Consider the following 21,305-nt stretch of genomic DNA (forward strand, 5'->3'; position numbering starts at 1 on the left):
AAGAGTAGACCTGCAGTACCCGCAAAAACTTTCGTGTTTTTTAAATTATTTCTAGCCTAGAGGGGTGAAGGTAAGAAGGCAATCAGAAATCTGATTGCCTTTGAAGGAAGAAGCTTACATTGACTGCTGTTGTTTAACCCATTTATCTATTTTTTGTTCCAATACAGACAGGGGAACCGGACCATCTTTTAGCACTTCATCGTGGAAGCCTGAGAGGGAGAATTTATCTCCTAATGCGTTTTTGGCTTTTTCACGCAATTCCATGATTTTCAGCTTACCAATCATGTATGCGGTTGCCTGGCCTGGCAGAGCAATATAACGTTCAATGGCTTTTACCACATCGTGCTTCGGGTTTGGCGTGTTATCTAGCAAATACTGAATCGCTTCTTCTCGCGACCATTGTCTGTCGTGGATGCCGGTGTCGACCACCAGACGACAAGCGCGCCAGAGCTCCATGGCAAGACGGCCAAAATCGGAATAGGGATCTTCATAGAAACCCATATCCTTTGCCAGCTCTTCAGAATACAACCCCCAGCCCTCGGTGTAGGCGGTTGCACTCAGAAACTTCTGAAACTGAGGAATTCCCTCCAACTCCTGAGCAATAGCCCTTTGCATGTGATGGCCAGGAATGCCTTCGTGAAAGGCCAATGCTTCTAATTGATAACTGGGCATGGCTTCCATGGTGAACAGGTTGGCGTAATAGGTGCCCGGGCGGCTGCCATCCTGAGACGGGCTTTGATAGAAAGCTTTCCCAGCCGATTGTTCACGGAAAGGTTCTACCCGTTTTACCACCATTTCTGCTTTTGGCAGCAAACCGAAATAGTCTGGCAGCGCATCGCGCATCTTATCAACCGCAGATTTTGCATCTGCGAGATACTGCTCTCGCCCTTTATCGGTGTTTTCATAATAGAATTGGGGATCGGTACGCATGAACTCGAAAAATTCAGTCAGCGTGCCGTCAAAACCAACTTGTTGTTTAATGGTTTCCATGGCGTTGTGAATGCGCTCAACATTCTCCAAGCCTATTTGATGGATCTCGTCGGCGCTTAGGTCGGTGGTGGTGTACCAAGCAAGACGATTGGCGTACCACTGATCTGCATTGGGTAAGCGCCAAACGCCATCGCCTTCAGGTGATAACTGGCGCTGCTGGATATATGCTGCAATGAGGTCTTCATAGGCAGGTTTAACCGACGTAACGAGGGCGGCTTTTGCCTCACCTAACAAGGTTTGTTTCTCAACGTCATCTATATCCAGTTTGTTCACTTTGTTCTGGAAATCGCCCCAGATCACAGACGGTGCTTCCGATGCATCGAAAGGTGCGCCGCTAATCACGTTTTGCGCCGCTTTCACCATTTGGTCATAAGACCATTTAGGCGGAAACACGCCAGCTTCTTCCCGCACTTTCATTTGTTCGATAACTTGCGCAAAGTATTCATCCACTTTGTCGAGGCGGGAGATATAGGCTTTCGCATCGGATACATCTTTAACCTGGTGAATATTCGCCAAAAAGCTCGGAACCTGGGTGTGCGCCGCCCGGAACTGTTGAACAATGTAGGTGTGATGTCGGAACGCATCGTTTGCCAGTTCGCGGCTAAGACCATAACGATAGAGTTCAACACTGAGCTTTTCCTGTTCGCTCAGGGCTTCTGTATTGAAACTGTCGAGCTCTTCAAGACGGTTTCGCTTCAGTGCTGCGGTTTGGTCTTTATATTCATCGCTGATGTCATCCCACTCACCATAATTCCATTTTTTGCCCAGGTAACTTTGAAATTGTGGGGAACGTTTAAGATCTTCTTCAAATGTACGGGCAAAAAAGGCTTCCAGGCGTTCAGATTCGCTCTGATTTGCGATGGTTTCGGTAGGGGCTTCAACTCTGTTGTCAGCGGGGTTTTCCGGTGCAGGTGAACAAGCTGAAAGCGCTGCAACCAGCAGCGCCAGCGGGGTAAGTTTTAGGTTTCGATTTGTGCTCAAAAAGGTGTCTCCCATAGTCGTATTATTATGATTACGGAAGACACTGCATTTACGATGAACGGCCTTCCGGATAAAGCGGCGAAAGAGAAGCTGTTGACGCGCTTTTTGGTTGCCCGCGAACGCTACTAATACGCTTTAACAGTGCCTTTCTATCCCATTGCTGCCTGTTTTCGCCATATTGACACGACAGCATGGCGTTAATCTGCGGCTGAAGTCCAGATTGAGCTAGCCAACTGTCTACCGACTGTGACGAGTTGAGAGTTTTCAGGTGACAAATAACCCAACGGTGTAACGCCTGCTGAATTTGCCCGGGTGTTCCCGTTTCGATAGTTTTAGAAAGTGTGTTGAACGCTTCCTTTTCACTACTATTAAAGGTGCTTGCGGACGGGCTCGTAATTTGAGGGCGTTCTGCCTGATTACGTTTGAAGTACAGAACAGTCATTACCCATCCAACAATGGTAAGTAGCCACAAGGATGCAAAGACATAAATCCAGAGCATAGAAACGCCGCTTTGCGATTCACCGCTCACCATTGAAGGGGGCGTTTGTGCTGTAGGCTCTTTGGAGGCCGGTTGGGGCGTAGCCGCGGGCTGCTGTATCGCTGGAACGGCAGGTGTTGCGCTGGCTGCAGCAGGGGCAACTTCTATGGAACGAGCAGGTAAAGTTGCGTATTCGGTACTGCCCGTTTTCACGTTAAACCAAGGCACTTTCACTTCAGGCAACACGAATTTTCCGGCCTTTGTGGGAATCATCGCCAGGGTTTCTACGCGGTTCGCAATCAGGTGATTGCCACGGTTAATTGTCGCTGTGTTGGCCTGATCAGGATACAACTTAAAGTCAGGCGGATACATTTGCGGCAGTTCAGGCAGTTGTTCTTCTACCACACCATCCGCCGTTAGCGTAATTGTGCGGGTAACCGGCTCGCCAACAGTAAACGCTTCCTGTTCCGGCCATTCTTCGTTAATCGCCACATATTCACTGGGTAACCAATAATAATCGATATCGGATGGGATAGGTTTTACGTTAATTGAGATATCCGGACCCCGGCGATTAATGCGTTTCGTACGATTAAAAAAACCAAAGCGGGCGTTGGGGTCTTCTGCCAACACTTCACCACTAAAAACAGGCCCACGGATGGTAAAAGTCCCTGATGATTGAGGCACCACAGCAAAGTTTCGTTCAATGACTTGATAGCGTTTGCCATTCACAATATCAGTATATTGTTTGTCTTCACCTAATTGCTGGATTTGTGCATTTTCAAGTTCTGGTGCTTGCAGGCTACCGCGCTCAATGTTTGAAGCCAGGTAAAGTTTCGTGGTGTACAGAATTTGTTGCTGCAAATACACATCACTGGATTTTACATTAGTGGTGAGATAATAGTCGCGGGCAGGTTCATCGCTACCAGACCGCACGGGAATGACTCGAACGGTAATCGGTTTGGTTTTTTTGCCTTCAATGTCGATGGCGGGAATCGTGAAATTTCCTTCGCCACGAGGAAATAGGGTGGTGGTCCAGGTTACGGTTTCCTGTTTATCAAAATTGATAATCCGTGTATTGGAACTTACCGATGTACGGCCGACCACGAAGTCTCCCAGCAGTGCTGAGCTATCGAATGCTTCCCGTGCCGGATCGCCTTCTGCCACTACCGTCAGTTGAATAGCTTCATCCACCATCACCGGGTTCTTGTCTATTGTTGCTTCAACGCGGGTGACGTCTGCAACTGCCGACTGCATCACCAGAAAAAGCGTTAAACCTAATCCAATCAGTTTTTTCATTTGCTACCACTCACTCCGGTTTGACGGCGGTCCCTGACGACGGCGCTGCTGCGCTTCCAATTGCATTTTACGTTTCAGCAAAAATGCCGGGTCATCGGGAATTCGCTTCATCAAATTATCCAGTCTTTGCATTTTTTCTTTCTCTTCATCAGTCAGTTCAGCGGGTTGTGCCTGAGCTTGTTGAGCCTGCTGCTCACCTTCCTGTTCCTGCTCGTCACCAGGTTTTTCACCTTGTTGTTGCTCTTGCTCCGGTTCACCCTGTTCAGACTCGTTGGATTGCTGATCTTGCTGCTGGTGATTATCTTGTTCAGATTCATCCTTCTGACCGTTCTGTTGCTCTTGTTGCGACGAATCCTGTTGACTATTTTGTTGTTGCTGTTGGTCTTGCTGCTGATTGTCGCTTTGCTGCTGATCTTGGTTTTGCTGTTGGTCCTCACCGTCTTGATTTTGCTGATTTTGATTCTTTTCCTGATCATCCTGCTGTTGCTGATCTTGACGCTCTTGCTGTTCCTGTTGCTCTTGCTGTTTTTTCATTTCTTCCAGCAACGCCTTATTGGCTTTCGCATCGGCATGATCTGGATCACGGGCCAGTACTTTATCGTATCGCTGAATAGCATCATCAAGCTCACCAAGTTGAGCCAGCGCATTGCCTTGATTGTAAAGTGCCTCTGTACTGTCAGAATGCGAGAATTGCTTCAGCGCTTCCTCAAAATTGCCGGCATTGTATGCAGCGGAGCCTTTCCATAGCGCGGATTGGAATGTGTCCTCAGCCGTTTGATAATTCTCGGCGGAATATTCCTTTAAGCCCTGCTGGTCGCGATTAAGAAACGGCTTCTCATACCATAAGGTGGCGGGAACTTCCGGTTCTGAAGCGGCTTGCTGGTCTTGCTTTACTACCGCCGGCATCGACTGTGCAGATGCAGGTTGGGGGGCAAACAAGAACATTGGCGTCAAAAGCAGTGCAATCAAAACCCCGCGACGGAAAGCGTAAGCAGCAAAGGGCAGCAATACAATCAGTAACCAGGGGCCAAGTTCCGCCCATTGGTCGCCATCTTGACTGGTTTGTTCATCGGTTTCCTCTGCATCTGCACGCAATACCTGCTGTTGGGTAAGCGCACGAATGTCAGATTCATCAGCGGTGAATTTACGATAAGTACCGCCACTTGTATTGGCGATAGCCTTTAACTGTTGGCCACGTAATTTCGGAATAACAATCTGGCCACGCTGGTCTTTCACCAGTTGCCCATCTAACTGACGAATCGGCGCGCCTTCTTCGGTACCGATTCCTAAGACGTTCACCGTAAACGGAAGATCACTGATGAGGTCTTGTAAGTCCTGGGTCTGAGACAGAGTAACACCATCGGTGACCCAGTAAATGTTGCCACTTTGATAGCCCGCATTGGATAGCAATTCTGCTGCCGCCTGAATACCAGAGTACGGATCGCTTCCTGGTACCGGCATGATTTCCGGGCTCAAGCTTGGCAACAGCGCAGTAATATTGGTCGCGTCAGAGGTTAACGGGCTAATGGTGAATGCATCGCCCGCGTATGCAACCAGGCCCATTTCGCCTTCATCAATGGTGTTGATAAGGTCAATTGCTTTATATTTTGCCCGGGTTAATCGGTCGGGAGTAACATCGGTAGCACGCATAGACAATGACATGTCAATTAACACCACATTACCTTGCTGCACCTGAAAAACCGGTTGCGGCAAACGTTCCCAAGTGGGTCCTGCAAGGGCAAGTACTGCCAGCAACCAGCCCCAGCCGAGCAGGCTTAATGAAGCTTGTTTTTTCGCAATAGCCTTTCCTGAAATCAGATGGTCGTAGAGATGTGGCGGAATGACACTTTGCCAACCAGACTGACTTTTGCGGTAGCGCCTAATCAGCAGTAGCATCACCAGCAGGGGGATAAGTGCAATAAACCATTCGGGCCTCAAGAAATGGAAATCTTGTAGTGGAAAATTCATGCCCCACCTCCTGAGCTAGCCTGACCACGTAAACGGTAGCCCACATTTCTCAAGCAATAAATCAGTGCGGGCAGGGCAGATAACCACAGCCCCAACGCAAGGGGATAGAAGAATAATGCTGTGCGAGGCCGCAATTTCCTCGCTTCGCCTTTTATGGGTTCAAGTTGGTCCAACGTCTGATAAATATTTTCCAGCTCTTCGGCATTGCGCGCTCTGAAATACTTCCCACCGGTAGACTCGGCTATATCAGTCAGCATGGCTTCATCAAGTTCCTGAGAAGGATTTACCTGACGGCTGCCGAAAAAGCTGCGTATAAGCATTTCGTCGGCGCCTACACCGATGGTGTATAACGTAGCACCACTTTCCACTGCGAGTTCTTTTGCCTGTGCCGGGGTAATGTTACCCGCGGTGTTTTGTCCGTCTGTGAGCAGAATCACCACATTATTAGATTCGTCACGTTGCTTAAAACGTTTTACAGCTAGGCCGATGGCATCACCAATAGCCGTTTGTTCACCCACCAACCCGATGACCGATTCGTCGAGCAAGTCAGCGACAGTTTGACGGTCGTACGTTAGTGGAGCTTGCAAATAAGCCGTGTCGGCAAAAAGAATTAAACCGAGGCGATCGCCAACCCGGCGTTTGATAAAGTCGTGCAACACAGATTTAATCATGGTCAACCGGTTAACCTGTCGACCATTTACTTCCATGTCGTCTATTTTCATACTGCCGGACAAATCTACGGCCAGCATAAGCTCGCGGCCTTCATCGGGAATGCTTACCGGCTCTCCTAACCACTGTGGACGTGCTGCTGCGAAAACCAGGCACAACCACGCTAGCAGGGCGATGATTAACATCCATTTGGAACGAGCCGGTTTACGGCCGCTGGCAGTTTCACCTGGAAGTAATGCGGGTACTCGCAACGATGCGCCTTCCGAGCGCGGAACCGCAGGAAGTAATAAAAACAGGAGTGGTAAAGGCAGGGCAAACCACACCCACCACCAGGCAAATTCAAACATGAGTAGCAGGCTCCCTGACTGAACGACGTAAGGAGAATGAGTAAATATTGGCGTGGCGAATCCAGTGAGATACCGCGATTTTAATTTTCGATGTTTGCTGCGAGGTGGCCGCTGATTTCTGATAGAGCAACGTATTCATGTCGGTGAAAGGTTGCTGTGTAGCGGCTTGATGTTTTTCCGGCAACCGCTTCATGAGATAGATTGTCCACTGGTCACCATACATTGATGCCACATTGGAGGCACTATCGTAGTGGCGACTGACGCGTTTTAATATTTGATTCAACGTGGCAATGGCGTCTGGCGATTCGGGATTTATTTGTTCAACCAACCTTAACGCCTGACGCTTTGCCAGGTTAAATTGACGGTAACGTTTCCAAAGCAAAATGCTGCTTACAATCAACAGTATGACCGCAATGATAATAACCCACCAACCCCAGGCCAGAGGCCAGGCGCTGACATCCGTCGGCGTGTGGATGGCTTTTAACTGATCAAGCGGGTTCGGTGCTGCGGTTTGTGGCATTACCTGCGCCCTCCTAATGCTTCCATTTGCTGATCGAGGGGGAGTCCGGCAGAAATTCGGCTGTACTTTACCAGTTTGGACTTGAAGGTTTTTTCTATGTTCACGCTAACGCTGTCACGCCATTGACTGTATCGCTTGTTCAGTGATTTATCACCCAGCAACCAACTTTGATCGGTAAACCCATCGGTCACACTGACCTGTTGTGCTATTGCCACATCTGGCAGTGAGAAATCCATGGGGTCGTCAACCCGAATTGCTTGCACATCGCAGTGTCGAGCTATGTGGCTAAGCGGTTGCTCGGCACTTTGCTGTAAACTTTCGAAGTCGGAAATCAAATACACCAGGCTGCCAGGCTTCGCCAAACGACGCAGTCGCATGCAGGCATCGGTAAATGCGCCGGAATTGTGGTTTGCTGCAGGGGTACTTTGTACGCGGATAAGCTCGTGGCACATGGATAATACGGCACGTTGACGAGATAGCGGTTTGCACTCCCGGTGCATGCCATCGTTGAAGATGAGCGCGCCAACTTTATCGCCACGGGCTGCGGCGGCCCAGCTCAGTAGGGCTGCAATATGCGCTGCCTGTACGGATTTCAGCAACAACTGACTACCAAATTGCATACTGGCGGTTAGGTCACACAATATGAATACAGGGCGCTCTCGTTCTTCACGATAAATTTTGGTATGCGTTTTACCGGTACGTGCTGTCACCCGCCAGTCAATGGCACGAATGTCGTCGCCAGGCAGGTAATGACGCGCTTCGTCAAACTCCATGCCGCGGCCTTTTTGACGACTGAGATAGCCGCCAGACATCATTGCCCTGGGCGGGGACATAGGCTTCTGATTCAGAAGACGGGTAAGTTGTTGATATCGTATCAATTCCGGAAGAGACAGATGTACCCCATCGGTTTTTAACGATGCCAGTGCCTGTTGTGCTGCTGTCATGATCTTAAGGCACTGCTACCAAACGCAGAATGTTATCGAGTACCTGATCAACCGTAACGCCCTCGGCTTCCGCTTCGTAGGATAAAATCATACGATGACGCAACACATTGTGAGCAACGGCTTGGATATCGTCCGGACCTACAAAGTCACGACCTGCCAACCAAGCATGGGCTCGCGCACAGCGATCAAGTGCGATGGTTGCGCGGGGACTCACGCCCATTTCAATCCAATCCGCCATTTTCGGGTCGAAGGCCGCGGGCGTTCGGGTGGCCATAATGATTTGAACCAAATACGCTTCGAGCTCAGGCGCCATGTGCAGTGACAAGGCATCATTACGTGCTTTGAAAATATCATCCTGACTGAGTGAAGGGGCCTGTACCGGTGCCTTTTTTAAATCTTCGTTGCGAGTAAGGCGGAGTATCGATAATTCTGTTTCTGCGCCGGGATAGTCAATCGTCACGTGCATCAGGAAGCGGTCAAGTTGGGCCTCTGGCAGCGGATACGTACCTTCTTGCTCAAGCGGGTTTTGCGTAGCCATCACCAAAAATAACGGCGACAGTTTATAAGTTTTATTGCCTACGGTAATTTGTCGCTCTGCCATGGCCTCAAGCAACGCAGACTGCACTTTTGCTGGCGCCCGGTTAATTTCATCAGCCAGAACCAGGTTGTGAAAAAGGGGGCCTTGCTGAAACACGAATTCGCCGGTTTCAGGACGGTAAATATCTGTACCGGTCAAGTCTGCGGGTAGTAGATCAGGGGTAAACTGCACACGGTGGAAATTGCCATCGATACCATTGGCAAGGGCATTAATCGCACGGGTTTTTGCCAAGCCGGGAGGGCCCTCAACCAGCATATGACCATCTGCCAGTAAGGCGATAAGCAAGCTTTTTGTAAGCTCTGACTGACCGATGATCTGAGTATCCAGATAGCGATGTAGCTGTTGAAACTGCTCTGCAGACATAGTGATCCAATCCACTTTTTATTTTTCGAATTTATTCACAACGGTGAAATACAAGTTACCGCCGTGGCGCTCTGTGCGACCGTGCAAACGAACGATTAAATATTTAACGGGTTAGGCTAACCTTTTACACCGACGAAATAGTACTTATACATAATAAGGTTCCATTCCTTTGCTTCAAGTCGTTATCAGAAAAATATCCTAAACCTTAATTGCGTGTTGTGATGTTGTGAAACCGTATTGGTTTCAATCTGTTGGATAAGGTAACTATTTTTCAGGACAAACAGCAGGCACGGGATATTTGCTATTTTGTTCATAGTTTGTAAAAATCAATATCTTTACAGGTCAGACCACTTAGGTCACACATATCAGGTGCTTTATGACAGTTAAACAATCAGTCACGACACGAAACGGTGACAGGATCGCGATTGTCGCGGGATTACGGACCCCTTTTGCCAAAATGGCAACCTACTTCCACGGCGTGCCTGCCGTCGACCTCGGCAAGATGGTCGTGAATGAACTGCTTATTAGAAACAACGTTGAAGCTTCATTGGTAGAGCAGGTGGTTTATGGTCAGGTTGTGCAGATGCCGGAAGCGCCGAACATCGCCCGCGAAATTGTGTTGGGTACCGGCATGAATGTGCATACCGATGCTTACAGTGTCTCCCGCGCGTGTGCTACCAGTTTTCAAAGCACGGTGAATATTGCAGAAAGTATGATGGCCGGAAATATTGAAGTGGGTGTAGCGGGCGGTGCCGACTCAACGTCAGTGTCTCCTATTGGCGTGTCCAAGAAATTAGCGCGGGCGCTGGTGGATTTACAGAAAGCTAAAACCATGGGCCAAAAATGGGCCATTGTTAAACGCCTTGGGTTAAAAGACTTATTACCCGTACCGCCTGCCGTAGCCGAGTACTCCACGGGGTTATCCATGGGGCAGACTGCCGAACAAATGGCAAAATCACACGGTATTAGCCGTCAGGCGCAGGATGAATTAGCACATCGCTCTCACTCTCTGGCAGCCGAGAGTTGGAACGAAGGTAAGCTGGATAGCGAAGTGATGACGGCTTACGCAGAACCCTTTAAAGGCTTCCTTGGAAAAGATAACAACGTACGCTTTGATTCTAAGCTGGAAGGCTATGCCAAACTGCGTCCGGTATTTGATAAAAAGTACGGTTCTGTTACTGCGGCAAACGCCACGCCACTTACCGATGGTGCTTCTGCCGTATTAATGATGACAGAGAGTAAAGCAAAAGCACTGGGGTACACGCCTTTAGGCTACATTCGTAGTTATGCGTTTGCGGCAATTGACGTGTGGGAAGACATGCTCATGGGGCCATCTTACGCCACGCCCATGGCTTTAGACCGTGCTGGTATGACCCTAAACGACCTTACTTTGATTGAAATGCATGAGGCTTTTGCGGCTCAGACGTTGGCCAACGTTAAGATGTTTGCAAGCGATAAGTTTGCACGGGAAAAGCTGGGCCGAGATAAAGCTACCGGCGAAATCGATATGGACAAATTTAATGTCATGGGGAGCTCTATCGCTTACGGGCACCCGTTTGCAGCTACAGGTACCCGAATGATCACGCAAATGCTGAATGAATTACAACGTCGTGGCGGCGGTAGCGGTCTGTTAACGGCTTGTGCGGCGGGCGGCTTAGGTGCAGCAATGATTGTGGAGACAGAATAATGAGTGAACAGGACATGCAAAAAAACACCGTTGCTGAGCAGACAAACGCCTTCACGTTGACAAAGCAGGATAACGGCGTTGCCTTACTAACCATGGATGTACCGGGCGAATCCATGAACACATTAAAGGCGGCGTTTGGCGATGAAATCTCCGCCATGCTGGATGAAATTGATGCCGATAGCAGTATAAAAGGCGTGGTATTAACCAGCGGCAAGCCTTCATCGTTTGTTGCAGGCGCAGATATCACAATGTTGGCGGCCTGCGAAACCGAGGAAGATGCTCGTGCATTGGCTGCGGGAGGTCAGGCGGTATTCGATAGAATCGAAAAGATGCGCGCGACCTTTGTTGCCGCCATTCATGGCCCAGCATTAGGTGGCGGTTTGGAATTGGCACTGGCTTGCCATTACCGCATTTGTTCTGATTCGCCGAAAACCCAGCTTGGTTTGCCTGAAGTTCAACTAGGTTTGTTACCGGGCAGTGGCGGGACACAGCGTTTACCTCGTCTTATTGGCGTACAGCAAGCCATGAAAATGATGCTGACGGGCTCAGCAGCCCGGGCTAAGCAGGCCAAGAAGTATGGCATTGTGGATGACATGGTGCCACAAAGCGTACTGTTAGAAGTGGCCCAGAAGTTTGCCTTAAAAGGCAAGCCTAAGCGTGAAGCGCCGCAAAAAGGCCTGGTTAACAAAGCGCTGGAGCAGAACAGCTTTGGTCGTAACATCTTATTTAAAAAAGCCCGTGAGCAAACATTTTCGAAAACCAAAGGTAATTACCCTGCACCAGGCATGATTATCGACGTTATCGAAACAGGATTAAATGAGGGCATGCGAGCAGGGCTTCAGGCCGAGGCTGATGCGTTTGGCAAACTGGTGATGACGCCAGAGTCGTTTCAACTGCGTCAAATTTTCTTTGCTACCACCGACATGAAAAAGGAACATGGTGTAGAGGGCGTTAAGCCAGCTAAAGTCGGAAAAATTGGTGTTCTTGGTGGCGGTTTAATGGGCGGCGGTATTGCTTACGTCACTGCGACAAAAGCCAATGTGCCTGTGCGCATCAAAGATGTTCGCGAAGACGGTATCGCCAATGCCATGAAGTACAGTTATGACATTCTAAATAAGAAAGTGAAAAAACGCTTCATGCTAAACAGTGAAATGCAAAAACAATTGTCTCTACTCACCGGTAGCTTGAACTATAACGGGTTTCAGGATGCAGATATGGTGATTGAGGCCGTGTTCGAAGATTTATCACTTAAGCAGCAGATGGTGTCAGACGTTGAGAGTCACTGTAAACCTGAAACCATCTTTGCATCGAACACTTCATCGATTCCGATCACCGATATCGCCGCTAAGGCCGCTCGCCCAGAAAATGTGATTGGCCTTCACTATTTCTCGCCTGTGGACAAAATGCCCTTAGCTGAAGTTATTGCGCACGAGCAGACATCGGATGAAACCATATCGACTACGGTGGAATTTGCCCGTAAACAGGGGAAAACGCCTGTTGTGGTGAAAGACGGCGCCGGCTTTTATGTAAACCGTATTCTGGCCCCTTACATGAACGAAGCGGCATGTTTGCTGCTGGCAGGCGAGCCTGTGGACCATATCGACAAGTCTCTAGTGAAGTTTGGTTTTCCGGTAGGGCCGGTGAAGTTGCTGGATGAAGTGGGCATCGATGTAGGCACTAAGATCATTCCTTTCCTGGTTGAGCAGTTTGGCTCGCGATTCGAAGCGCCGAGCGCATTTGATAAAGTTTTGGCAGACGATCGCAAAGGTAAGAAGAACGGCAAAGGCTTCTATGCATACAGCGGTAAAAAGCCAGGTAAAGAAGTAGACGAGAGCATTTACTCTGTACTGGGTGTGTCACCGTCGAAAAGGCTCAGTGAAAAAGCGATTGCAGAGCGCTGTGTACTTATGATGCTGAACGAGGCGGCTCGCTGCCTGGATGAGGGCGTAATCCGCAGCGCCAGAGATGGCGATATTGGTGCCATATTTGGTATTGGCTTCCCGCCATTCCTGGGTGGCCCTTTCAGATACATGGATAGCCTGGGTGTACAGAATGTCGTCAATAAGCTGACACAACTCAGTGAAACTGTCGATCAGAAATTTGCACCAGCAGAGATCTTGGTTAACATGGCAAGTGATCAAAAAACGTTTTACTAATGTTTAAATAATGTAAAAAACCGGGCTTAGCCCGGTTTTTTTATGCTAAAAGGTTATTTAACTGGCTTTTCTCACTGATTTGAGTAAAATTCGCTCGCTTTGTTTATTTTGTAGTCAATTAATTGACACTACGAATCAAGAGGTTACTGTCATGGGATTATTAATTCTGGCTGTGGGTGTATTAATGCTAAGTGCAGTGGCTTTTTATGTGGCAGCGTTTGAAGCGGGTATGAATGCGAAGCAATGGGCGGTAGCCGGTTTAATACTTGGTCCCGCACTGTTTCCACTGTTTAATATGAAACGTTACTTATTGTGGCGTCAGATTGTTGGCTTCCGGAATCCAGTCATGCCAGCGTAATTGTTATTTCGCGCTTGAGGCCATCTATATGGCTGAGAACCCATACTTCGTGGGCATTCTAAGCGAACTATCTACTCATTTCAGATACAAAAAAAGCCAGAAGATTCTGGCTTTTTTATGTAATCTGACACTTATTTCAGGTCACATGCGCCAAAGTTTTTGCAAGGTAAAACCTTTTTAAACTGAGTGGTCGCTTCCTGTTGCTTCTGAACCGGCTTCGCGCCTTCTTCTACAGTAGTTACAGGTGCAGTTGTTGAAAGTGCGAGTGCTACAGCGGCTGCTTTTAACATGTTATATATCCTCTGATTTTTTATTTGAACAAACAACACCGTTATGTTCGGTGCATCAGAGATATTGCTAGATGCGTGCCAGACTAAACCTTTAGTATGATTTTTTATTTTTTTTCAATAAATTCAATGGATTATTTTTATTGAGAATTTGGAATAAGAAATAAAGAAAATTTTTTGACTACTCGTTTAAATAGGCTACGACTTTTTTTTGACGTTGCTTAATTAAACGAATTATTACCAATAAGATTATAAAGTTTTTGATTTTCTTGAAGTAATTTTTCAAACCGCTCTGCGTTTAATGGTTTCGAATACAGGTAGCCTTGCAGCATCTCACATTCGTAGCGGCGTAAAATAGCAAGTTGGTCTTCTTGCTCCACACCTTCAGCGACCACTTTTAGCCCCAGGTTATGGGCAATATTGATGATAGCGGCAGCCATATGCCGGTCTGTGTTGCTCACGGCAATGTCATCAATGAAGGCTTTATCAATCTTTAGGGTATTCAGCGGGAAGCGTTTCAAGTAGGCAAGAGAGGAGTAACCGGTTCCGAAATCATCCAGTGCCAAATGAATGCCACGGTCACGTAGCCGCTTCATCAGTTCTAAACCTTGCTCTGGGTTTTCCATCAGTGTGCCTTCGGTGATCTCGCACTCGAGGTGAAGAGGGGACAGGCCCACTTCTTTTAAAATTCTTTCTATGCGGTCGTCAAGATCGAGAAGTTCGAATTGTTTCGCTGAAATGTTCACAGCAACCCGCCCAGAGAACAAGCCGGCACTCACCCAACGTTTAGTATCAGCACAAGCTTTTCTCAACACCTGCTCACCAATCTCAACAATTTGGCCTGTTTGCTCTGCAAGGGGAATAAACTGGCCTGGGCTAACAATCCCTTTTTGTGGGTGTTCAAAACGTACCAAGGCTTCCATGCTGACTAATTTACCCGAGGCAATATCTACTTTCGGCTGGTAGTAAACAGTAAACAAATCTTCTTTGATACCCTGACGGATCAGGTTTTCAATTTGCAGTTGACGAACAGCATTCTGGTTCATTTCGCCACTAAAGAACTTGTACGTATTACCGCCATTATTCTTGGCGAAATACATGGCCGTATCTGCATTTTTTAACATCTCTTGAGGCGTTTTACCGTCATCAGGATAGAAGGCAATACCAATACTGGCGCCGAGCACGAATTCCTGCTTGTTAATAATGAAAGGCCGGGACAAGTTATCCAGGATGTTCTGCGCATAATGGGTAATGGTATGAATGTCAGCCTGATCTTCCATCAGAATACTAAACTCATCACCGCCCAGGCGATAACAGGTGGCGGCGCTACCAGTAATGCGTTGCAAACGTCGTGCAATTTGTTTTATCAGCACATCACCGGTTTGATGACCCAGCGAGTCGTTAATTTTCTTAAAGTTGTCCATGTCCAGGCAGAGTAGGGAATGAGACGCTGCCTTACGCACCAGGTTCTGGTGGCTGGCTTGGAAGAATGATCGATTCGGCAATTCTGTCAGGGGATCTGTATTTGCCAGTTTTAGCAGTTCTTTTTCAGTATTCTTACGCGAGGTAATGTCAGAGAATACGCCTACGAAGTGGCTAATGCGGCCATCATCATCGTGAACGGCATCGATATTGAGCTCCATTTCATAGCGCTCACCATTCACCCGCACAGACTCGACTTCACCGAACCAGTTACCTTTTGTGCGCAGTGTCTTTTTGATCTCTTCGGTAAACGCGTCAGGATATTGATTAAAGTACATATAAGAGGCCAGTGCCTGGTCGCGACTTTCGCCGGTATAGCCACAATACGCATTGTTAATCGAAATATAACGGAAGTTTGTGTCGGTAATGAATACCCCTTCCGAAATGTTTTCGATTGAGCGTTTAAATAAATTAAGTTGCTCTTCCGCCTCTTTCAGATGGTGAATATTTTTAAGTGTACCTGTCATCCGCATAGGTTGCTGATTGTGGTCTCGCTGAACAACTTTGCCGCGATCAAGCACCCATATCCACGCATTAGAAAAGGTTTTGGCTCGGTAGGCTAATTCGTAAAACTCGGTTTTACCTTCCAAGTGCGACTTAAGCGCTTCCTGCACACGCAGAATGTCGTTAGGGTGAATATTGGCATCGTACGCACTGGTTGTACGAATGTTATCCTGCGGAAAGTCCAGCGTGCCCCAGGTGTTAGCGCGGTAAACTTGTCCTCGGTATACGTCCCAGTCCCACAGTTCGTCGCCAGAACTCCAAAGGGTGAGTTTTAGCCGCTCTTCAGATTCCTGTATTGCGCGCTGGCTTTGTTTACGTAGTTGATATTGACGTAGAATATAAAATAAAATAGTCAGCGCAACGAAGGCATAGAACACAAGCGCTGCAGTGTGTAGCCAGAAAGGACGACCGATAGTGACGTCGAGAGTACGACTGTCCGACCAATCTTTATCACCTTCTTTTGCCTGCACTTCAAAGGTGTAATTACCAAACGGAACGTTGTTGAATTGCGCATTTTGACTATTTCCTGCCGGGAACCACTCATCAACATTTCCAGTCATTCGATAGCGGTAGAGCACATCGCTAGACGAGATTGGATTAACAAGACCGAAATTTATGCTAAATCTTGATTGTTCGTATCCCAGGAAGTATGAATCATGTTCTAATAAGCTAGCACTTTTTGCGTTTGAAGCTTCTGTGTCGAATCCAGAAACGTGCGCAGATCCAAAAATCTTAATATCAAAGAGAAGGGGAATACGGGTAGCTTTTATATTTTCAATATTACTATCAATGTATGATTTTTTTATAATATTCAGACCTTTCACGCCTGCAAAGACTAATGCGTTTTGGGCTGTGAGAATTGATGCGCCTTCACTAAATTCGTTATTGCCTAAAGCTTCGCTGGAGATACTTTCTTTATCTTCGAGAGTGAAAAGATCAACTCTGCTAATTCCCTGTCGATTTGTATACCAAATTGAGCTATCAATTCCTATCGATGAAAAGGTAATGCCATCATTTGATGTTTTATTTTGCTTTTCTTCAATATCTAGAGTTGCTGCATTTACCTTAATAATCCCGTTATAACGAGTAGATATCCAATAAAAATTTCTCCAGGAATATACGTTTACAGGATAAAATGCATTCGATGATTTGCCGCCAATTTCTTTTACAATTTCTTTGGAGTAAGTGTCGTAAATAGCAATGCCATACTCAGTGGATAGCCAGACACGGTCCTCGAAGTCCGTAAACATTGGATAAAACGATGTATCTATTCCTGTTACGGGATATCGAGAAATAGTTAATTCAATTTCCTCTTCTGGCGCTGAGGTTGGTATCGATAATAAGTTCCCATTACTACTATTTACCCATATTTTTTGACCATCGAAATGTAGTCGTTCAACAATTTCACCGTCAAGCATTGTTCGCTCGAGGCTAAGAGTTGTGTCGTCATAATGATAGATCTTTAGTCCAGACGAAGAGGCAATCCAAAATCTTCCATTTTGGTCAATTGCAAAATCCCAGAACAAGTCTTCACTATTTTCCAAGTAATAGTCTATAGTGCCTAACTCAGGATTGAATTTACCTAGTCCTTCATTTTGAGTAACAAACCAGAGGTTACCAGTTGTATCTTCATCGATAGCCCATATCGTTGATGAAATTGAGGCCTCTTGAAACTCTTTTTTATTTCTGAATGTACGAACAGAACTCAATTCTGGCTGATATCTAAACAAGCCTGAATATGTTCCGACCCAAGTGCTACCGGTACTATCGGAAGCAATTGAGAAGATAATATTTTGAGTAACTCCAATTAATTTATTGTCTTTCGAGCCGTTTACAATAAATCTTTGTTTTTTAATATCATATATACTGAGGCCTTTGTAAGATCCTATAAAAATTAAATCATTAACTTGCTTGATAACTGATATTGCAGAGAGTTGCATTTCTCCAACTCCAGAACTTCCTTGGAGATATTTAGAGTTCCCATCGTTATCGATTATCAAAATACCATTCTCGGTTGCCAACCAGTACTCGCCATTAATAACCTCAATATCACTGATGCGAGAATCTTTTGTTGAATAGCCGTAGGGATTTACTTTTGATAGCGGAAATATTTGATCAGAGTTTTTATTGAAAATGAAAACTCCGTGATCTCTTGTTCCAATCCAAAGACGATGCTGTTCATTATAAATTGTTCTCATATCATCTGGGAAATTAGTGCCTCGAAATGCGGGTTCGAGAGACTTCATATCTGGGGAAAGGCGATATATTTGATTCTTTGTCGTGACAATTAGCCTACCGTTTTCGTCCGATGTAATGTTGACAATGTAAGTTGAACTATTGCTATTAACTATTTCGAAAGGAATGACACTAAAATCGTCTGAACTGGCATTATATTTAGCTAAGCCTTGGTCTGTACCAGCCCACAACGTATCTTTTTCATCGATGTATAATACATTCACCCATGCTGACGGCAATGAGTTAGGATTTTGAGGCTGAGGATGATACTGCTTAGAACCGGAGTCATAGCCTGTGTAACGATGAAGGCCTGTAACTGTTCCAATCCACAAAATACCGTTTTTGTCTTCAACGATATCCAGTACGGTGTGATCGGAAATGCCATCCTTCTGAGTGATGGACTGGAAGTAGATGTCTGTTATGGATACAGCTTGGCTGTCCGGAGAGAGAAGTGTCCCCAGTAGCAGAAAAAAGCTAACAAAAATCCAGTTTAAGGTTGAGCGCACCAATACACCTTTGGCGATATTATACTATCGTTCTAATTAAGTTTTATATCGGCAGCTTCCCTACAAACCGAAGGTTCAATATGCCGAAATACGCCATTATCTACAAGTTTTTTTCAGATTAGGCGGGTGTAGAGGTTAAATAATGCTCACATTATACTTTATTGCGTTTTTCTACCTTACTTATTGAAAATACTGTGTTGTTTTTTTGAACGATGCCAGGTCTTTCAATTTTTTGTCGTCAGATACGTCCATCGATGGAAACTTACCTGAAGCAAACAAGACCAGTTCGCCGAATACATTTCGCTCAGCTATTTTGTTCGCATAAGCCTGAATGTCCTGAAAAGACGTTCGGCTTATCAGGTCGGCTAATTTTGCATTTCGGTCGAAGGCTAAATCCTGCGTGCCTAAACAAACCCAAAGTCGCTGGGACTTCATCGACAACGACAGGTCTCGTTCCTCAAGTTGCTTCAGCAGGTTTTTTTGAATCGTGGACCAGTAGAAACGATAAAAATCGATTTCATTAAGCTGTTCAAACAGAAATGAAGTCATTTCTTTTAAAAGCGCTTCGGGGGCATGGGAAGGGCTTTGAATGTAAAAAGCCATTCCAGGATGCTGATTGTGGGGTACATAGCCGGTACCCACAACATAACCGAGTTGTTTTTCAGTGCGAAGCACATTAAAGAAGGGGGCGGCCAACATCTGTTCAAGCACCATGCACATGGCGGTATCTATCAGGCTATTGCTAGGCGCCTGCAAATACAACACAACTGCCGCATCTTCATGTTCACAAGTCACTTCATGATAAAGCGCATCGCCTACAGGTAATGCGGTTACTGCTCTAGACATGGGGCCGGCATTGGCATCTGTACATTGTTGTTGTAACTTCTCGGCAAAGTTCTGTGCTTCATCTTCAGACCAATTGCCATGCATGAAACATTCAACGTAATAGCCTTTAAGGGCGTTATCTAAACATTCACGCATGTGTTGATAAGTACATTCTTTTACCGCTTTGAGCAGGTCTACCGGTGCTTGTGTGTTTTTCTGCACAATGACACTTAAGCGGGAAAACAACCTGTTTGTAGGCTTATTCATCAACGCATTTTCGAGGGACTGTATTTGCATCGCTTTTAAACGATCGAAATGCTGTTGGTCAGGGATAAATGCGTAAATGGTTTCCAGCAACTGACCCGCGAGTTTGGGCTGATGATTAGAAAAACCCCGTGTATGTAAGCTGAACCCAGCCTGATGCCCATAAATACGATAATGAAGGCCCGCAATTTCAGCGCGATAATACTTGGCTTGTAAAAAGTCGTTGAGCGCGGCCAACCAAATGCGTTTTGCCGCAACGGCCAGTAAATCGTCCGAAAACGCCGGGGTATCGAAGGAGACATACAAGTCGCCTTTTGGGCTATGGAAGGTGTCGTCCTGAGCAAACCAAAGTTTGGTGTAATCGTTATCCAGTATAAGCCGAGGCGTGAGATTTTCAGCCTGAGGAATCGTGAGGTGGTAATCGTCACCTAAATACGGATTGGGAGGAGGAAGCTGAAGCTCAGGGATAATTTCAGGCTGGCAGAGTTGAGACAGCAAGCTTTGCGAAAGCGGGCGCATTTGATACTTTGCGTTATAAAAACGGCACACAGTATCTGTGGCCAGTTCTGGTGCAATCATTTTTACGCGAATGTTATCGGGCCTGAAATAGCTTAATGCGTTTTCAAGCACGTCTTTATCGAAGCTATCGATAACAATTCTGAAAAGTTTGATGTCGTCGCTGGTAAACGAGAATAAATGTTGCGAATAATCACACACGATATTCTGTAGTTTAGGATTGTCTTCATACTGATAAGCTAACGCACCCAAGTGTGCTTTTTCCTGGTAGCGCCATTTTTCATCCATTGCGTTGCTGATGAGTGCAATAAAAGAGAAGAGCGCCTGAAGGATGTGATCGCGGTTGGCTAAACCTTGCTCTGTAAGCTGAAAGCTGACATTGAAGTCTTTAAAGTCTTCACCTTCAATACCGCTGCCGGCAATAAGGTTGGTCACCCAGTTTTTATTTTTCAGGTAAGCCAGCAAACTGCCTTCGCCTTCATCTCCAATAAGGTGGCTCAGGTAATTTAATGGTTTGGTACGAAAGTCCTGATGCAGGCCGGGCAGAGCAAAGGTGACTATCATTCGGCGAGCCGTTTGCAACGGGACAATATTGATTTCTACCGCCAGTTGTTCAGGCGTGTACAAGGCGGGCCATTCCGTATTGGCTTCTTCGCCTGCCTTCAATGCGCCAAAGCTTTGTGAAACCAACTCTAGTACGTCGTCAACATTTTCACTGGTAAAAATAGCAAGGCACATGTTTGCGCCTACATAATACTTCGCGTGATATTGCTGCAAAGCGGCGTGCAGCTCGCACTCAGGTAGCGAGCGAAAAATGTCTGCATTACCAACCGAGAACTTACTAAACGGGTGTAACGGATTCGCGGTTTCTTTATGGATTTGATAAAGGCGTCGTAAGTCGTCTTTAATCTTAAATTGAAATTCGGCTTCAATGGCATTGATTTCTTTATTCAATGTATCCGGATCGAGCAGGGGCAAGCGCATCATATCGCCGAATGCGGGAAGAATACGCTTTATTTCTGTACTGCGACAGTGGAAGTGATAGTTAGCAAACTCAGTACCCGTCCAGGCATTAATGGCACCGCCTGCACTTTCAACCATATCGTTAATGCTGTTTGCCTTTGGTAAATGCCGACTACCCAGAAACATCATATGTTCTAGTAGATGTGATAAACCTTCGCATTCTTGAGGGTCATAAAAATGTCCAGCTCGTACACTCATCGACACAGAGGTTGCAGGAGAAAGGTCATGTTGGTAAATCATGACGCGCAACCCGTTGGGAAGCGTATGGAAACAGGCGTTTTCCAGATTTAAAGTAGTTGTCAAAATGC

Annotated in this window: 13 protein-coding genes; 3 read left to right on the forward strand and 10 right to left on the reverse strand. The window is 46.5% G+C overall.

Annotated features, from left to right (window positions below; genetic code table 11):
- Positions 1–114: 114 nt before the first annotated feature.
- Genes ACXAFQ_RS02405 through ACXAFQ_RS02435 form a run of 7 tightly spaced genes read right to left on the reverse strand, consistent with a single transcriptional unit; the run spans position 115 to position 9,154 of the window.
- Positions 115–1,971: a DUF885 domain-containing protein gene (locus ACXAFQ_RS02405; protein ID WP_474817986.1), complete on the reverse strand. Its 1,857-nt coding sequence runs from the start codon at positions 1,969–1,971 to the stop codon at positions 115–117.
- Between the two features lie 49 nt (positions 1,972–2,020).
- The gene (locus ACXAFQ_RS02410; RefSeq protein ID WP_474817987.1) at positions 2,021–3,745 is read right to left on the reverse strand and encodes a BatD family protein; all 1,725 of its coding nucleotides are present in this window, start codon (positions 3,743–3,745) and stop codon (positions 2,021–2,023) included.
- A gap of 3 nt (positions 3,746–3,748) precedes the next feature.
- Positions 3,749–5,713 (reverse strand): vWA domain-containing protein, encoded by a 1,965-nt coding sequence (locus ACXAFQ_RS02415; RefSeq protein WP_474817988.1) that lies wholly within the window; start codon positions 5,711–5,713, stop codon positions 3,749–3,751.
- The gene (locus tag ACXAFQ_RS02420; RefSeq protein WP_474817989.1) at positions 5,710–6,729 is read right to left on the reverse strand and encodes a vWA domain-containing protein; all 1,020 of its coding nucleotides are present in this window, start codon (positions 6,727–6,729) and stop codon (positions 5,710–5,712) included. Before ACXAFQ_RS02420 ends, ACXAFQ_RS02415 begins: the two co-directional genes overlap by 4 nt.
- On the reverse strand, positions 6,722–7,249 hold the full coding sequence (locus tag ACXAFQ_RS02425) for a DUF4381 domain-containing protein (protein ID WP_474817990.1): 528 nt from the start codon (positions 7,247–7,249) through the stop codon (positions 6,722–6,724). The genes ACXAFQ_RS02420 and ACXAFQ_RS02425 overlap by 8 nt, the downstream gene beginning before the upstream one ends.
- The gene (locus tag ACXAFQ_RS02430; RefSeq protein ID WP_474817991.1) at positions 7,249–8,193 is read right to left on the reverse strand and encodes a DUF58 domain-containing protein; all 945 of its coding nucleotides are present in this window, start codon (positions 8,191–8,193) and stop codon (positions 7,249–7,251) included. The genes ACXAFQ_RS02425 and ACXAFQ_RS02430 overlap by 1 nt, the downstream gene beginning before the upstream one ends.
- Positions 8,194–8,197: 4 nt before the next feature.
- Complete coding sequence (locus ACXAFQ_RS02435) at positions 8,198–9,154, reverse strand: AAA family ATPase (protein ID WP_474817992.1); 957 nt, start codon at positions 9,152–9,154, stop codon at positions 8,198–8,200.
- Positions 9,155–9,530: 376 nt separating this feature from the next.
- Here ACXAFQ_RS02435 and fadI point away from each other — a divergent pair, with 376 nt between their 5' ends.
- The 3 genes from fadI to ACXAFQ_RS02450 all read left to right on the forward strand — a co-directional run bounded on the left by fadI (position 9,531) and on the right by ACXAFQ_RS02450 (position 13,355).
- Entirely contained in the window at positions 9,531–10,841 is a 1,311-nt protein-coding gene (gene fadI / locus ACXAFQ_RS02440) for an acetyl-CoA C-acyltransferase FadI (RefSeq protein WP_474817993.1), read from the forward strand.
- Positions 10,841–12,997 carry a fatty acid oxidation complex subunit alpha FadJ gene (gene fadJ / locus ACXAFQ_RS02445; RefSeq protein WP_474817994.1) on the forward strand — a complete coding sequence of 719 codons (2,157 nt, stop codon included), beginning with the start codon at positions 10,841–10,843 and terminating at the stop codon, positions 12,995–12,997. Before fadI ends, fadJ begins: the two co-directional genes overlap by 1 nt.
- A gap of 151 nt (positions 12,998–13,148) precedes the next feature.
- Positions 13,149–13,355: a hypothetical protein gene (locus ACXAFQ_RS02450; protein WP_474817995.1), complete on the forward strand. Its 207-nt coding sequence runs from the start codon at positions 13,149–13,151 to the stop codon at positions 13,353–13,355.
- A gap of 131 nt (positions 13,356–13,486) precedes the next feature.
- Here the strand turns inward: ACXAFQ_RS02450 and ACXAFQ_RS02455 are convergent, their stop codons facing one another.
- The 3 genes from ACXAFQ_RS02455 to ACXAFQ_RS02465 form a co-directional block, all read right to left on the reverse strand.
- Complete coding sequence (locus tag ACXAFQ_RS02455) at positions 13,487–13,645, reverse strand: hypothetical protein (RefSeq protein WP_474817996.1); 159 nt, start codon at positions 13,643–13,645, stop codon at positions 13,487–13,489.
- 218 nt (positions 13,646–13,863) lie between these two features.
- On the reverse strand, positions 13,864–18,369 hold the full coding sequence (locus ACXAFQ_RS02460; RefSeq protein ID WP_474817997.1) for an EAL domain-containing protein: 4,506 nt from the start codon (positions 18,367–18,369) through the stop codon (positions 13,864–13,866).
- Between the two features lie 180 nt (positions 18,370–18,549).
- Complete coding sequence (locus ACXAFQ_RS02465; RefSeq protein WP_474817998.1) at positions 18,550–21,237, reverse strand: insulinase family protein; 2,688 nt, start codon at positions 21,235–21,237, stop codon at positions 18,550–18,552.
- Between the last annotated feature and the right edge of the window lie 68 nt (positions 21,238–21,305).

The organism is Alteromonas sp. ABH2_165 (assembly GCF_056159945.1).